Raw genomic sequence first — 16,606 nt, 5'->3', positions numbered from 1 at the left:
AAGGCGTTCTTTCAGGCACAGGAATGTGTCGGATGTACTTGCCTCTTCGCGAGCAAGCTCGCTCCCACAAAGTGAATCAAACCCCCAACATCAACCCGCTCAACCGCTTCACCTTGCGCCGCAACGCTTCTTCAAACACGCCCTGACGCGGTTCGATCAGGCTGAACCAGTGTTTGGCGCGGGTGATGCCGGTGTAGACCAGCTCCTTGGTCAGCACCGGGTTCAGCGCTTCCGGCAGGATCAGCGCGGTGTGGGCGAACTCCGAACCCTGGGATTTGTGAACCGTCATGGCGTACACGGTTTCCACATCGTTGAGCCGACTCGGCAAGACGAAGCGCACCCCGCCGCTGCCGTCATTACGCGGAAACGCCACACGCAACACGTGCTTGGTGGCTTCGACGCCATCGCGCTCCGGCAGGCGCAAGGCGATGCCGATATCGCCATTCATCAGGCCCAGGCCGTAATCATTGCGGGTCATCAATACCGGGCGGCCTTCGTACCAATGCTGGTCGCCTTCGATCAGCCCGGCGCTGAACAGCGCACTGGTGATGCGCCGATTCAGACCCTCGACACCCCACGGCCCTTTGCGCACCGCGCACAGCAACTGGAACGCATCGAACGCTTCCAGCACCGCGCGCGCCCAGCGGCTCCAGCATTCATCTTCGAGGGCAGCGTCCACTGGCGGACGCTGCCCGGCCATCACGCCCAGATAATGCCGATAACCTTGCGGGCCTTCGTTGCCCTGGCTGTGCCCGTCGAGCAGCAGCCGCTCCAGGGAATGATCCTGCTCACCCTTGAGCGCAAGCGCGAACAGATCGCCGTGGCTGCGGGCGGCCAACAACGCCCGCGCTGCTTCCGCCTGCTGCTGATTGACCAGGCGCGACAGCTGACCAATGCCGCTGCCCTGCCCGAAGCGCCGCGAATGACGCAACATCACCACTTGCTGAGCCAATGGATGCTGCAGCGCATCGCCTTGTTGCAGGCCACTGTCGTTCAGGTTTTCACCACTGATTGCTTCCAGCCACGCCTGGGTTTGCGGGCTGTAAAAACCCGCCTCGGCATCGCGACACAAATCCCCCAGCACCGCGCCGGCTTCCACCGAGGCCAACTGATCCTTGTCACCAAGCAAGACCATGCGCGCGTGAGGCGGCAGGGCGTCGAGTAGATTCGCCATCATTTCCAGATCGATCATTGACGCTTCATCGACCACCAACACATCCAGTGGCAACGGATTGCCCGAGTGGTGGCGGAAGTGGCGCGTGCCCGGTCGACTGCCCAACAGCCGGTGCACCGTGGTCACTTCACTGGGGATTTTCTGCCGCACGTCTTCGCTGACATCCAGGGATTGCACCTGCTGGCTGATGGATTCGGTCAAGCGCGCCGCCGCCTTGCCGGTTGGCGCGGCGAGACGAATACGCAGCGGCTGACCACTTTGCACGGCTGGCGCTTGCAACAACGCCAACAACCGCACCACCGTGGTGGTTTTGCCGGTGCCGGGACCGCCGGTAATGATGCTGAACGCGCCACGAGTCGCCAATGCACAGGCCAGCTTCTGCCAGTCGATCAATGCATCCGGGGCAGGATCGGCCGGCCCGAACAAGCCATCAAGACGTTGCGCCAGATCCGCAGGCGCGGCTTCCTGCTGTGCCAGTCGTTGCCGCAAAGCCATATCGATGCGTCGCTCGTAAGCCCAGTAACGGCGCAGGTACAGACGCCGATCGGACAACACCAACGGCCTGCGCGCGGCACTTTCACTCTGATCATCGCCGCGTGCGACCAACGCGCTGCCGAGCAACGCCTGACACCAGGCTTCGCCGTCCAGCGCGACCAACAGCTGCGACGGCAGCAACATCGGCCCGCCTTGGGCGTCACCTTCAGGGGGCAGCGACAGCGCGAAGTCCGGCTCTTTCAGGGTTTCAAACAGGTCCAGGCAAACATGCCCGTGGCCCAACTGGTGACTGGTCAACGCGGCGGCCAACAGCACTCGTGAATCGGCCGCCGGATCAAGCTCACTGAGAAACGCCACGAAGGCTTTATCCAGCGCCCGCAACCAGCCGCGTTCGACCCAGCGTTCCAGCAACAGCAGCAGGTCGCTGACTTTGGTCAACGGCGCGAGGTCAGCAAGGCTTTGCGCGTCCAGCGGCGTCGGCAACAGTTCGGCGAATGAACGGCTCATGCGAAGTCTCCAGTCAGGGCGAATTCCGGCGTTAATGATTTGCCCTGGAACAGCAGATCCAGACTCTCGATCAGTTCTCGTGGCGGCCGGGTGAAGTACGCGCCCTGGCTGGCGGAATGGCTGCCGCGCAGGAACAGATACAGCGCGCCGCCCATGTGTTGGTCGTAATCGTAATCGGCAAGCCGCGCCTTGAGCTGACGGTGCAAAGCGAGCAAATACAGGACGTATTGCAGGTCGTAACGGTTGTCCAGAATCGAGGCAACCATCGCGTCCTGGGTATACGCCTCATCATTGACGCCGAGCCAATTGGACTTGTAATCCGCCACGTAAAAACGGCCTTCATGTTCGAAGGTCAAGTCGATGAAACCTTTGAACATGCCGTTCAGCGAGACCGTTTCCGCTGCCGCCCGTGGCGCATTGCCGTGGGTGTAGCGGCGCACCAGACTGTCCATCTGCGCGACATCGACCTTGTGGCAGGCGAACCAGAATTCCATCTCGATGCGGTACTGATTGGGCCGATCCATCGCCCCCAGGGAAATCGGCTGACTGTCGCCCGCCAGCGGCAGCGGCATGTTCAGCAAGTGTTGCAGCCAACCGGTCAGCGTGCCGATCCAGCCTTCCCAACCGCGTCGATTGCAGCGCCGGGCAATGGCGTCTTCCAGCAGTGTCGGGTTGTTCGCGGCCGAGGCAAAACCTTCATTACCCGCCCATTCCAGCAAACCGTGGAGGAAAGTGCCGGGGTTTGGCCCACGCGGAAAGCGATGGATATCACCGCCGCTGACCAGCACTTCCCGAGGCGCGTCGGGATCGAGGCGTTCGTCATCGAAGAGTTTTTGCGCTTGCGGGCTGTCAGGCGATTCATCACCGCTTGTGGTAATCGTGTCGCCAATTCGCAAAGCGCTGTAGGACGCAATCCACCAGTTCTCGGCAGCACGACGCTTGGGCATGCGCGGCGCGAGCAACGTCGCCTGGTTACGCGGCGGGCTGAATGTTTCGGCGGTTGGCGCGGGCAGGTTTTCAATGCTCAGCCCGGAGCAGCCTTCGCCCAGGTCGCGCAGCCATAGGCTCAAGCCGGCAGACTCGGCGAGCGGCAGGCCACCGCCCAACAGATAACCCAAGGCTGAGCGGTGCAGCGTCGAGCTGTTGGCGTTGCCGCGTTTCAGATCCGCGACGCCGAGCCAGCACGCCGACTCAGCGCGAGTCAGGGCGACGTAAAGCAAGCGCAGGTCTTCGGCCAGACGCTCGTTGTCCGACTGCTCGATCAACGCCGCCGTCGGTTTCAGACTGATTTGCGCTTTGCCCTGTTCGTCGTGGAAGTGCAACGGCAAGCGGCTGCCGTCCACGGGTTTGGAAGAGCAAATGAATGGCAGAAATACCAGCGGATACTGCAAGCCCTTGGACTTGTGAATGGTCACGACCTTGACCAGTTGCTCATCGCTTTCCAGTCGCAGGATCTGTTCTTCACCCGCCTGACCGGACAGCGCCAGATGCTCGCTCAGATGACGAATCAGCGCTTGCTCGCCGTCCAGTTCGGCAGCGGCCTGTTGCAGCAATTCGGACAAGTGCAGCAGGTTGGTCAGCACCCGTTCGCCGTCATTACGCGCAATCAATGTCTGCGGCAGATGAAAGTCATGCAGCAAGCGGCGCAGCATCGGCAACACGCCTTGGGTACGCCAGATCAAGTGATAACCACGAAACTGCATAACCCGCGCTTCCCAGGCCAGTTCGTCCTGATTCAGCCGCTCCAGCTCGGCCAGCGGCAGATTCAAGGTGATGCAGGCCAGTGCGGCACGCAAGGTGCGCTCGGAATCCGGCTCGGCGCAGGCTTTGAGCCAACTCAACAGGTCGTGAGCTTCCTGGGCGGCGAACACCGAATCCTTGTCGGACAGGTAAACGCTTCGCACACCACGGCCCGACAGCTCAGCGCGCACCGCCTGCGCTTCCTTGCCGTCGCGAACCAGAATCGCGATGTCGGCCGGCTTCAAGCCACGCAGCTCATTGGCCGGCGCTGCGAAACCGGCACGCCCTTGCTGGCCGCCATTGAGCAGCGCGACGATTTCACTGGCGCAGCTGGCCGCCAATTGCTGCCGGTAAGTCACGCCGGAAAGCGGCTGTTCGCTGGGCAGTTGCCAGATATTCAGCGCGGGCAAAGCTGCGCCGTCGACTTCCAGCGTTTCCTTGCGCCCTTGGGAACGCGCGGCAAGGAACGGCACGGGATTGGTGTCGCCATGACGGAACAGGAATGCGCCGCGCCCTTCTGGTCGCTGTTCGGCACGTAGAAACACATGATTGACCGCCTCGACCATGGCATGGCTGGAGCGATAGTTGGTGTCCAGCGTGTGCCAGCGCCCGGTAGTCGCCTGGCGCGCGCGCAGGTAGGTGTAGATGTCGGCGCCACGAAAGGCGTAGATCGCCTGCTTCGGATCGCCGATCAGAAACAGTCCGGTTTCCCGGTCGTTTTCTTCAAGGCGGTAAATGCTCTCGAAAATCCGGTACTGCACGGGATCGGTGTCCTGAAACTCATCGATCAGCGCCACCGGAAACTGCTCGCGAATCAACGTCGCCAGGCGTTCGCCGCCACTGCTCTGCAAGGCCGCATCGAGGCGCAGCAGCATGTCGTCGAAACCCATTTCCGCACGACGACGCTTTTCCTCCTCAAAGCGCACGCCAACCCAATGGGCGGCATGTTCCAGCACCGCAGCGTCGGGTGTGGGCAGCGTGTCGAGGGCGACTTTCAGCTCGACCATTGCTTCGAATGCCGGGTGCGCAGGCGGATTACTCTTCCAGGCCTCGGCAATGCCGTCCGGGGTCAGACGGGTGAAACCGGTGCCCAGATCCAGGTCTTCCTGTTCTTCATCGGCAGCCCAGGCGTTGAGCTTTTCAAACCAAGGCTTGAAGTAGCGCTCCTGCATCTTGCGACCGTCGACCACTTTGCAGGCCACGCCGTCCATGCAGATCACATGCAGTTCGTTGGCCCATTCGATCCATGGCGCTTTCAGGGTTTTGAGTGCTTCACGGCGCTGCTGCAACGAAGCGCCGATCAGCTCGGCGGGCTCTTGATCCGGCACGTTGCGTTCGCTGCCGAACAGCGAGCGCACCCGAGGCAACAACGCCGCCGGACCACCCCAATGCGCGCGAACCCACTTCAGCGCGTCGCCGTTCATGGGGTAGCAAAAACGCCGCCAATAATCGCGCAACACTTCGCCCAGCAAATCGCTGTGGTCGGTTTCCAGCGTCTGGGTAAACAGGCTGCCGCTGTCGAAGGCGTGCTCGCGCAGCATGCGCTGACACCAACTGTGAATCGTCGAAACCGCAGCTTCGTCCATCCACTGCGCTGCGATATCCAGGCGACTGGCGCAAGCTTGCCATTGCTCGGCGCTGAATTGATCGCGCAACTCGGCAATCAACTCGTCGGGGGCGGCGATTTCGTCACGGAAGAACCGCGCAGCCTCGGCCAGGCGGATACGAATCCGGTCGCGCAATTCTTTGGTGGCGGCGTCGGTGAAGGTCACTACCAGAATCTGCGGCGGTAACAATTCACGGCCGAAAGAGGAGTTTTCGTCGCCATGACCGAGGACAAGTCGCACATACAACGCGGAAATCGTGAAGGTCTTGCCGGTGCCAGCGCTGGCTTCAATCAATTGGCTGCCGCGCAGTGGAAAGCGTAACGCCAGGGATGCGGTTTGTTCTGAATTGACAGTCATGCGCTGGCCTCCTCGCTGGACAGAGATTGCCATGGGGCATCGAATATCGGTTTGTAGAGCGACTGGCACCAACCGCTGAATTCTTCGCTGTCGAGCAGCGCATTGAAATCCGGGAACTGCCGAGCCAGCGCAGTGCTTTCGCGTCGCTCGCCGTCGGTGGTCTGACCGTCACCTTCATAGGCTTTGCGGGCCATGGCTTCGGCTTTGACTTCGTCATTCTGACCAAGCCAGGCAAACGCGGTTTTCACGGCTACCGGCAGCGGCCGCTGCATGCCGCTTTGCCAGGCGCTGAGCAAATCATTCAGTGCCTCGGTGGCGAGGTTTTTATCCAGCGGCGCGAGCAGCAGGGTTTCGTCACTGGCAACCAGTGCCGTGCTCAGCGGCAAGTCGCAGGCGCACGCCACCAGATGCAGGACCCACGGGCGAATCAAGCGATGCCATTTACGGGTTTTCTTGCCGCCGATGGAATTGGGAATCGCGGTGACGATCAGGTACTCGCCTTTTGCGTTGCGATGCAGGCCGCCCAACCAACCTTCCAGCGCAATACCTTGATGGCTGTAGCTCACCGGCAAGGCGCTGCTCAACGGCTCCGGCCACTTGCGCAGCAAATCTTCATAGCGCTGCAATAAGTCCGGCAACGGCTCGATCAATTCCTCCTGCAAACTGGTGCCGAAACCGGCCATGGGCAGCAAGCCGCTGCCTTGCAGTTTTATCGCCTGAGCGTGCAGCGCGTTGTCGATATCGCCCGACTGCGTCAGCGCAGCATTGAGCAGGCTATCGCTCAGGCCGTAACGCTCCAGAGCGTCGAGCACAAAAGGTTCTTCATCGGCGAGCGGTGCTTCGGCAACTTCAAAATAGATCTTCAGGCGCTGACTGAAGAAGTGCTTCACCGGATTTCGCAGGAAATCCTGTAGTTGCGCCAGAGTGAGCGGTTCGTCCTGCTCGTGCTGCGTCAACGCTGGGGACTGCGTGGCTTCGGCGCGGGGCTCATGCAGCACCTGCCATTCCCGGGCGAAGCTGAAGAACTCGGTCCCCTCATGGAAATACTGCGCGCTGAACGGCTGCAACGGATGTTCCAGGGTCAGCTTGTGCAGCAGCTGTTGGCCGGGATCGCGCTTTTTGCTGTCCATCGGTTCGACCGCGTTGGCCAGTTTCCAGCCGCTGGCCAGATGATCACGCAATTGACCGATCAACACCGAAGACGGCCGCTCGCTGTTGTCGCGAATGCTGCGGCCCACCCAACTGATGTAGAGCTGATCGCGCGCGGAGAGCAGCGCTTCGAGCAGCAGGTAACGGTCGTCTTCGCGCCGGGAGCGATCACCGGGGCGGTAATCGCTGCCCATCAAATCGAAGTCCAACGGTGGTTGCGCGCGCGGGTAATCGCCGTCGTTCATGCCCAACAGGCAGACCAGCTTGAAGGGAATCGCACGCATGGGCATCAAGGTACAGAAATTCACCGAGCCGGCGAGGAAGCGCTGGGACAAGCGGCCTTGGTCGAGTCCTGCCAGCCAGGCTTCGCGAACCACGGTGAGCGGCAGCTGATCCTGTAAACCTACGGACTCGCAGGTCTCCAGCCAGGTTTCCCGCAGCTGCTCCAGTTGAGCCAGCAGGTAATCGTCATGTTCGCTGTCGGCGAGGAAGAACAGCTGCAACAGCGCCTGCAGGCGCGCGCCCCACTCTTGCGGCGTCGCTGGCAAGGACAGTTCGCTGTGGGCAACTTGCAGTGCATCAATCAAGGCTACCAGCGGGCCGATCAACGCCGCGTCGAGGCCGCCAATTTCGTCGTAAGGTTCGATACCGTCACACGCAGCGCCGGCACCTACGGCATAGCCGAGCAACATACGACGCAGGCCGAAATGCCAGCTGTTCTGCTCCAGTGCATTCGGCAAACCCAGGCCCGCGCGCTGCCCGGCATTGAGTCCCCAGCGAATGCCCGCGCCTTCGATCCAGCGATGCAAGGTTGGCAAGTCACGCTCGTCAATCTTGAAGCGTGCACGCAGTGCCGGAACGTCCAGCAGATCAAGAATCTCGCTGACCGGAAAACGGCTGTCGGGGATTTTCAGTAAGTGCTCGACGGCAATCAGCAGCGGCTCGCGACCGCGCTGACCTTGGTCGGCAAGGGTGAACGGGATGAAGCGCGGGTCGCTACGATCCAGCTGGCCAAAGACGGCGCGGATGTGCGGCGCATAACTGTCGATGTCCGGGACCATGACAATAACGTCGCGGGGACGAAGATTTGGGTCCTTGCTGAACCGCGCAAGTAATTGGTCATGAAGAATCTCGACCTCCCGCTGGGCGCTGTGGGCGATATGGAAACGTATCGAGCGGTCCGTATGTGGATCAACCCCTGGCCACAGTTCGCGGGTTTCATCGAGTGGGCGCAGTTCAAGGATGTCGTCCTGCAACTGATTGAGGATATTTTTTGGATCGCCGTCGGTGAACAGGTCGATGCGTTCGTCCTTGAATGAAGAACGGTAACTGCCCGGATCGTCATGGCTATCGAGGAGATTGATGTAGTCACGACCTTGCTTGCCCCAGGCGGCCAGAAGCGGATGTGCATGTTGATGCAAGGCGTGCGGATCGAGCACCACCGGCATGCCTGGCTTGCGCGCCTGACGCTTGTATTGGTGCCGTAACAGGTCCTTATCGGCGACGATGTCTGCCCAATGGTGACGACATGGATTGTGCACACAGAGCAGAACCTGGCTGAATCGAGCCAGGCCAGCCAAGGCTTCAAGCGCTTGCGCAGGCAACGACGAGATACCAAAAACGATCACCCGCGCAGGTAGTCCAGCGGGGGCTTCGCTCATTCCGCGAATCCGCTCAATAAAGCGCTGATGAACACCGGCGCGACTCTGAGCCATGCCTTCGGCACCGACGTCCCCCAGAAGCGCGCGCCACAGCTCGGCTTGCCAGCAGTTTGCTTGTGTCAGGGCTTTGGTTTCACCCCGGACATTACGTAATTGATGGCGACCCGCCGCCCAATCTTCCAGCCAGTCCGCGCGATACACCTGGTATTGGTCAAAGAGGTCCGCCAATCGCTCGGACAGTTGGTAGCGCTTGCGCAAGTCGGTATCGGCCGTGAGGAAGCGTCGCAGTGGTTCGAAATGGGGCTGGTCGATCAATGCTGGCAGCAGTCGCATCAAGCGCCATGTCAGCGGGGCTTTATCCAATAGGGAAGTGGCAGGAATCTCATCCTTGCCTAATACCAGACGGTACAGCTGCCACATGAAACTGCCGGGAAGCTGAACATCCACAGCGGCGGCAATACCGCAGCCTCCCAGATCGTCGTCATCAGTGTCTTCAGCCAAAGCCAGTTTGAGCCACTGCGCGATACCGTTGCTTTGCACCAAGGCTATTTCGTTTTCCAAAGGTGCAAGCGGATAGCGCCGCATCCATGAAACAACCAGGCTGCGCAGGTCATCCAGGCGGTTGCCGTGAACCACCATAAAGCCGGCGCTAAGAGAGGTTGTAACGGACATGGTTGCTTCCTTTGCCTTTAAATTCATGGCCCGAAGTGTAACCCCCGAAGAAGATTCTTTGGGATTCGATCATATGTCGGGTTTTAAAGGCGAAGAACTGTACCGGCAGGTTTTCGAATTTTCCGAGCAAACAAACAAAACCCCTGAACGCGTAAGCGATCAGGGGTTCTGGAATTCAATCTTGACGATGACCTACTCTCACATGGGGAAACCCCACACTACCATCGGCGATGCATCGTTTCACTGCTGAGTTCGGGATGGGATCAGGTGGTTCCAATGCTCTATGGTCGTCAAGAAATTCGGGTACCGACGCGTCTTTCGACGTTTCGGCAAATCGGGTATGTGATAGTCAGGTGTCATTTGTGTGCGTCCGAACTTTCGGTTCGTGTCGTCTTCACAGTCACCGCAATCTGTCTCTTTCGAGTCGCAAATTGCTTGGGTGTTATATGGTCAAGCCTCACGGGCAATTAGTACAGGTTAGCTCAACGCCTCACAGCGCTTACACACCCTGCCTATCAACGTCGTAGTCTTCGACGGCCCTTCAGGGGACTCAAGGTCCCAGTGAGATCTCATCTTGAGGCTAGTTTCCCGCTTAGATGCTTTCAGCGGTTATCTATTCCGAACATAGCTACCCGGCAATGCCACTGGCGTGACAACCGGAACACCAGAGGTTCGTCCACTCCGGTCCTCTCGTACTAGGAGCAGCCCCTCTCAAATCTCAAACGTCCACGGCAGATAGGGACCGAACTGTCTCACGACGTTCTAAACCCAGCTCGCGTACCACTTTAAATGGCGAACAGCCATACCCTTGGGACCGGCTTCAGCCCCAGGATGTGATGAGCCGACATCGAGGTGCCAAACACCGCCGTCGATATGAACTCTTGGGCGGTATCAGCCTGTTATCCCCGGAGTACCTTTTATCCGTTGAGCGATGGCCCTTCCATACAGAACCACCGGATCACTAAGACCTACTTTCGTACCTGCTCGACGTGTCTGTCTCGCAGTCAAGCGCGCTTTTGCCTTTATACTCTACGACCGATTTCCGACCGGTCTGAGCGCACCTTCGTACTCCTCCGTTACTCTTTAGGAGGAGACCGCCCCAGTCAAACTACCCACCATACACTGTCCTCGATCCGGATAACGGACCTGAGTTAGAACCTCAAAGTTGCCAGGGTGGTATTTCAAGGTTGGCTCCACGCAGACTGGCGTCCACGCTTCAAAGCCTCCCACCTATCCTACACAAGCAAATTCAAAGTCCAGTGCAAAGCTATAGTAAAGGTTCACGGGGTCTTTCCGTCTAGCCGCGGATACACTGCATCTTCACAGCGATTTCAATTTCACTGAGTCTCGGGTGGAGACAGCGCCGCCATCGTTACGCCATTCGTGCAGGTCGGAACTTACCCGACAAGGAATTTCGCTACCTTAGGACCGTTATAGTTACGGCCGCCGTTTACCGGGGCTTCGATCAAGAGCTTCGCGTTAGCTAACCCCATCAATTAACCTTCCGGCACCGGGCAGGCGTCACACCCTATACGTCCACTTTCGTGTTTGCAGAGTGCTGTGTTTTTAATAAACAGTCGCAGCGGCCTGGTATCTTCGACCAGCAGGGGCTTACGCAGTAAATGCTTCACCTCCACCGGCGCACCTTCTCCCGAAGTTACGGTGCCATTTTGCCTAGTTCCTTCACCCGAGTTCTCTCAAGCGCCTTGGTATTCTCTACCCAACCACCTGTGTCGGTTTGGGGTACGGTTCCTGGTTACCTGAAGCTTAGAAGCTTTTCTTGGAAGCATGGCATCAACCACTTCGCGCACTAAAAGTGCACTCGTCATCAGCTCTCGGCCTTAGAATCCCGGATTTACCTAAGATTCCAGCCTACCACCTTAAACTTGGACAACCAACGCCAAGCTGGCCTAGCCTTCTCCGTCCCTCCATCGCAGTAACCAGAAGTACAGGAATATTAACCTGTTTTCCATCGACTACGCTTTTCAGCCTCGCCTTAGGGACCGACTAACCCTGCGTCGATTAACGTTGCGCAGGAAACCTTGGTCTTTCGGCGTGGGTGTTTTTCACACCCATTATCGTTACTCATGTCAGCATTCGCACTTCTGATACCTCCAGCAAGCTTCTCAACTCACCTTCACAGGCTTACAGAACGCTCCTCTACCGCATCACCCGAAGGTGATACCCGTAGCTTCGGTGTATGGTTTGAGCCCCGTTACATCTTCCGCGCAGGCCGACTCGACTAGTGAGCTATTACGCTTTCTTTAAAGGGTGGCTGCTTCTAAGCCAACCTCCTAGCTGTCTAAGCCTTCCCACATCGTTTCCCACTTAACCATAACTTTGGGACCTTAGCTGACGGTCTGGGTTGTTTCCCTTTTCACGACGGACGTTAGCACCCGCCGTGTGTCTCCCATGCTCGGCACTTGTAGGTATTCGGAGTTTGCATCGGTTTGGTAAGTCGGGATGACCCCCTAGCCGAAACAGTGCTCTACCCCCTACAGTGATACATGAGGCGCTACCTAAATAGCTTTCGAGGAGAACCAGCTATCTCCGAGCTTGATTAGCCTTTCACTCCGATCCACAGGTCATCCGCTAACTTTTCAACGGTAGTCGGTTCGGTCCTCCAGTTAGTGTTACCCAACCTTCAACCTGCCCATGGATAGATCGCCCGGTTTCGGGTCTATTCCCAGCGACTAGACGCCCTATTAAGACTCGCTTTCGCTACGCCTCCCCTATTCGGTTAAGCTCGCCACTGAAAATAAGTCGCTGACCCATTATACAAAAGGTACGCAGTCACCCAACAAAGTGGGCTCCCACTGCTTGTACGCATACGGTTTCAGGATCTATTTCACTCCCCTCTCCGGGGTTCTTTTCGCCTTTCCCTCACGGTACTAGTTCACTATCGGTCAGTCAGTAGTATTTAGCCTTGGAGGATGGTCCCCCCATGTTCAGACAAGGTTTCTCGTGCCCCGTCCTACTCGATTTCATTACCAAGAGATTTTCGCGTACAGGGCTATCACCCACTATGGCCGCACTTTCCAGAGCGTTCCGCTAATCTCAAGATAACTTAAGGGCTGGTCCCCGTTCGCTCGCCACTACTAAGGGAATCTCGGTTGATTTCTTTTCCTCAGGGTACTTAGATGTTTCAGTTCCCCTGGTTCGCTCCATACACCTATGTATTCAGTGTAAGGTAACCATCTTATGATGGCTGGGTTCCCCCATTCAGACATCTCCGGATCACAGTCTGTTTGCCGACTCCCCGAAGCTTTTCGCAGGCTACCACGTCTTTCATCGCCTCTGACTGCCAAGGCATCCACCGTATGCGCTTCTTCACTTGACCATATAACCCCAAGCAATCTGGTTATACTGTGAAGACGACATTCGCCGAAAATTCGTACGCTTGCTCACTTAAGAGCAACTCACACATTTTACCTTAGCCTGATACCCACCAGTGAAAGTGGCTACCAGTCTATATTTCTATCACATACCCAAATTTTTAAAGAACGATCTAATCAAAGACTAGAAATCAACATTCACCATCACACGATGGAATGCTCATTTCTAAGCTTTACAGGCAACAGAAGCAGTAAGTGGTGGAGCCAAACGGGATCGAACCGTTGACCTCCTGCGTGCAAGGCAGGCGCTCTCCCAGCTGAGCTATGGCCCCGTATTTCTACAGGCGTTTCCCACACAAAATTGGTGGGTCTGGGCAGATTCGAACTGCCGACCTCACCCTTATCAGGGGTGCGCTCTAACCAACTGAGCTACAGACCCAATTTCGAGCTTGTAGCCGCTAGCCTGAGCTATCAGCGTGGAGCTTAAAGCTGCTTCTAATCGTCTTCTTCAATGAATCAAGCAATTCGTGTGGGAACTTACGCTACAGCTAAGGTCTTCGATTAAGGAGGTGATCCAGCCGCAGGTTCCCCTACGGCTACCTTGTTACGACTTCACCCCAGTCATGAATCACACCGTGGTAACCGTCCCCCCGAAGGTTAGACTAGCTACTTCTGGTGCAACCCACTCCCATGGTGTGACGGGCGGTGTGTACAAGGCCCGGGAACGTATTCACCGCGACATTCTGATTCGCGATTACTAGCGATTCCGACTTCACGCAGTCGAGTTGCAGACTGCGATCCGGACTACGATCGGTTTTCTGGGATTAGCTCCACCTCGCGGCTTGGCAACCCTCTGTACCGACCATTGTAGCACGTGTGTAGCCCAGGCCGTAAGGGCCATGATGACTTGACGTCATCCCCACCTTCCTCCGGTTTGTCACCGGCAGTCTCCTTAGAGTGCCCACCATTACGTGCTGGTAACTAAGGACAAGGGTTGCGCTCGTTACGGGACTTAACCCAACATCTCACGACACGAGCTGACGACAGCCATGCAGCACCTGTCTCAATGCTCCCGAAGGCACTCCGCCATCTCTGGCAGATTCATTGGATGTCAAGGCCTGGTAAGGTTCTTCGCGTTGCTTCGAATTAAACCACATGCTCCACCGCTTGTGCGGGCCCCCGTCAATTCATTTGAGTTTTAACCTTGCGGCCGTACTCCCCAGGCGGTCAACTTAATGCGTTAGCTGCGCCACTAAGAGCTCAAGGCTCCCAACGGCTAGTTGACATCGTTTACGGCGTGGACTACCAGGGTATCTAATCCTGTTTGCTCCCCACGCTTTCGCACCTCAGTGTCAGTATCAGTCCAGGTGGTCGCCTTCGCCACTGGTGTTCCTTCCTATATCTACGCATTTCACCGCTACACAGGAAATTCCACCACCCTCTACCATACTCTAGCTTGCCAGTTTTGCATGCAGTTCCCAGGTTGAGCCCGGGGATTTCACATTCAACTTAACAAACCACCTACGCGCGCTTTACGCCCAGTAATTCCGATTAACGCTTGCACCCTCTGTATTACCGCGGCTGCTGGCACAGAGTTAGCCGGTGCTTATTCTGTCGGTAACGTCAAAACCGATACGTATTAGGTAACGGCCCTTCCTCCCAACTTAAAGTGCTTTACAATCCGAAGACCTTCTTCACACACGCGGCATGGCTGGATCAGGCTTTCGCCCATTGTCCAATATTCCCCACTGCTGCCTCCCGTAGGAGTCTGGACCGTGTCTCAGTTCCAGTGTGACTGATCATCCTCTCAGACCAGTTACGGATCGTCGCCTTGGTGAGCCATTACCCCACCAACTAGCTAATCCGACCTAGGCTCATCTGATAGCGCAAGGCCCGAAGGTCCCCTGCTTTCTCCCGTAGGACGTATGCGGTATTAGCGTCCGTTTCCGAGCGTTATCCCCCACTACCAGGCAGATTCCTAGGCATTACTCACCCGTCCGCCGCTCGCCACCAGGTACAAGTACCCGTGCTGCCGCTCGACTTGCATGTGTTAGGCCTGCCGCCAGCGTTCAATCTGAGCCATGATCAAACTCTTCAGTTCAAACATCTTTGGGTTTTGAGAAAACCCTAAACTTGGCTCAGCAATCGTTGGTTATTTCTTTGATTTCTCGCGGAGTAACTTACGATGCTGATAATCAGTTGACTTCAGTCTGACAGCGCAAGCACCCACACGAATTGCTTGATTCAATTGTTAAAGAGCGGTGGGTTGATTCTTTCGTCTCAACCGAGGCGCGCATTCTACAGCAGCACCAGTTACTGTCAAGCGGTTATTTTTCGAAGTTTTCAAAGTTTCCTTTGCAACTTCAACCACTTGCGCTTCGATCAACTTCGCGTTGCTCGTGAGCGGGAGGCGAATTCTACAGCGTTACAATCTGCTGTCAACCACCTTTTTTCACCGCTTTCGATCAACTCATCGAAACCTCTTCCTCGCCAATCAAACCGGCTAACTACTTGATTACCAAGGAGTTTTCCGTTTCATCTGCTCCGGAAGAGGTGCGAATTATAGACAGATTCGAGAGGCCGTCAACCGTTAATTTACGCTTATTCCAAATTAAGCGTAATACGCCCGAAAGCCTTCTTCCCAGCCTGACAGACATGCGTCGCGCCCAGCTTGAATACGAAGGTGCGATCCACGACCTCACCATCTATACGCACACCGCCGGACGCCAACAGATCACGCGCCACCGCAGAGTTCTTCACCAGGCCTGCCTTATTAAGGACAGCGGCGATCGGCATATCGTCAGCAGCAGCCAATGCGATCTCCGGCAGATCGTCCGGCAGCTCACCTTCCTTCATACGGTTGCCCGCAGAACGGTGCGCGGAAGCCGCTGCTTCTTCACCATGGAAACGCGCCACTATTTCTTCAGCGAGCTTGATCTTGATGTCGCGCGGATTCGCACCCGCTTCGCAATCAGCCTTGAAGCCGTTGATTTCTTCCATGGAGCGGAAGCTCAGCAGCTCGAAGTAGCGCCACATGAGCGCATCGGGAATCGACACCAGCTTGCTGTACATGATGCCCGGCGCTTCCTGGATACCTACATAGTTACCCAGCGACTTGGACATCTTCTTCACGCCGTCCAGACCTTCCAGCAACGGCATGGTCAGAATGCATTGAGCCTCTTGCCCATAAGCGCGCTGCAACTCGCGACCCATCAGCAGATTGAATTTCTGGTCGGTACCACCCAGCTCGACATCCGCACGCAACGCAACGGAGTCATAACCCTGGACCAGCGGATAGAGGAATTCGTGGATGGCGATGGGTTGGTTGGTCTTGTAACGCTTGTCGAAGTCGTCGCGCTCAAGCATACGCGCCACGGTGTATTGCGAAGACAGCCGAATGAAATCCGCAGGGCTCAGTTGATCCATCCAGGTGGAATTGAATGCCACCTCGGTTTTGGCCGGATCAAGGATCTTGAATACCTGGGACTTGTAGGTTTCGGCGTAATCCAGCACCTGCTCGCGAGTCAGCGGCGGACGCGTTGCGCTTTTGCCGCTCGGATCACCGATCATGCCGGTGAAGTCGCCGATCAGGAAGATGACCTGGTGACCGAGGTCCTGAAACTGACGCAGCTTATTAATAAGCACGGTGTGACCCAGATGCAGATCAGGTGCCGTTGGGTCGAACCCGGCTTTAATACGTAGTGGCTGGCCGCGCTTGAGCTTGGTAATCAGCTCAGCCTCGACCAGGAGTTCATCCGCCCCGCGCTTGATTAGCGCCAGCTGCTCTTCAACCGACTTCATATAAGCCCCGTCATCGCCTATTTAAAGGGAACCAACCATACAAGATCAGGGCCCGTTTACAAAGTTTTGCCCAGCACCCGGCGCCGAATCATAAATTGAAACGTTTGG

Annotated in this window: 4 protein-coding genes, 2 tRNA genes and 3 rRNA genes; all 9 read right to left on the bottom strand. The window is 57.2% G+C overall.

Translation table 11 applies throughout. From position 1 onward, the window contains the following. Positions 1-76: 76 nt before the first annotated feature. Positions 77-2,176 carry an exodeoxyribonuclease V subunit alpha gene (gene recD, locus AABC73_RS03915; RefSeq protein ID WP_341522539.1) on the bottom strand — a complete coding sequence of 700 codons (2,100 nt, stop codon included), beginning with the start codon at positions 2,174-2,176 and terminating at the stop codon, positions 77-79. Next, complete coding sequence (gene recB, locus AABC73_RS03910) at positions 2,173-5,880, bottom strand: exodeoxyribonuclease V subunit beta (protein WP_341522538.1); 3,708 nt, start codon at positions 5,878-5,880, stop codon at positions 2,173-2,175. The genes recD and recB overlap by 4 nt, the downstream gene beginning before the upstream one ends. Next, the gene (gene recC, locus AABC73_RS03905; RefSeq protein ID WP_341522537.1) at positions 5,877-9,362 is read right to left on the bottom strand and encodes an exodeoxyribonuclease V subunit gamma; all 3,486 of its coding nucleotides are present in this window, start codon (positions 9,360-9,362) and stop codon (positions 5,877-5,879) included. The genes recB and recC overlap by 4 nt, the downstream gene beginning before the upstream one ends. 179 nt (positions 9,363-9,541) lie before the next feature. Further along, positions 9,542-9,657: ribosomal RNA gene (gene rrf / locus AABC73_RS03900) — 5S ribosomal RNA — on the bottom strand. A gap of 151 nt (positions 9,658-9,808) precedes the next feature. Continuing rightward, positions 9,809-12,702: ribosomal RNA gene (locus tag AABC73_RS03895) — 23S ribosomal RNA — on the bottom strand. Positions 12,703-12,953: 251 nt separating this feature from the next. After that, positions 12,954-13,029, bottom strand: a tRNA-Ala gene (locus tag AABC73_RS03890). Between the two features lie 30 nt (positions 13,030-13,059). Next, a tRNA-Ile gene (locus tag AABC73_RS03885) sits at positions 13,060-13,136 on the bottom strand. A 123-nt stretch (positions 13,137-13,259) separates the two neighbouring features. After that, positions 13,260-14,798: ribosomal RNA gene (locus tag AABC73_RS03880) — 16S ribosomal RNA — on the bottom strand. The 16S, 23S and 5S rRNA genes sit together here with 2 tRNA genes alongside, the layout of an rRNA operon. 500 nt (positions 14,799-15,298) lie before the next feature. Further along, on the bottom strand, positions 15,299-16,498 hold the full coding sequence (gene tyrS / locus AABC73_RS03875; protein ID WP_341522536.1) for a tyrosine--tRNA ligase: 1,200 nt from the start codon (positions 16,496-16,498) through the stop codon (positions 15,299-15,301). Between the last annotated feature and the right edge of the window lie 108 nt (positions 16,499-16,606).

This window comes from Pseudomonas sp. G.S.17, assembly GCF_038096165.1.
Classification (GTDB): Bacteria; Pseudomonadota; Gammaproteobacteria; order Pseudomonadales; family Pseudomonadaceae; genus Aquipseudomonas.
This window is presented reverse-complemented; position numbering and strand designations above follow the sequence as displayed.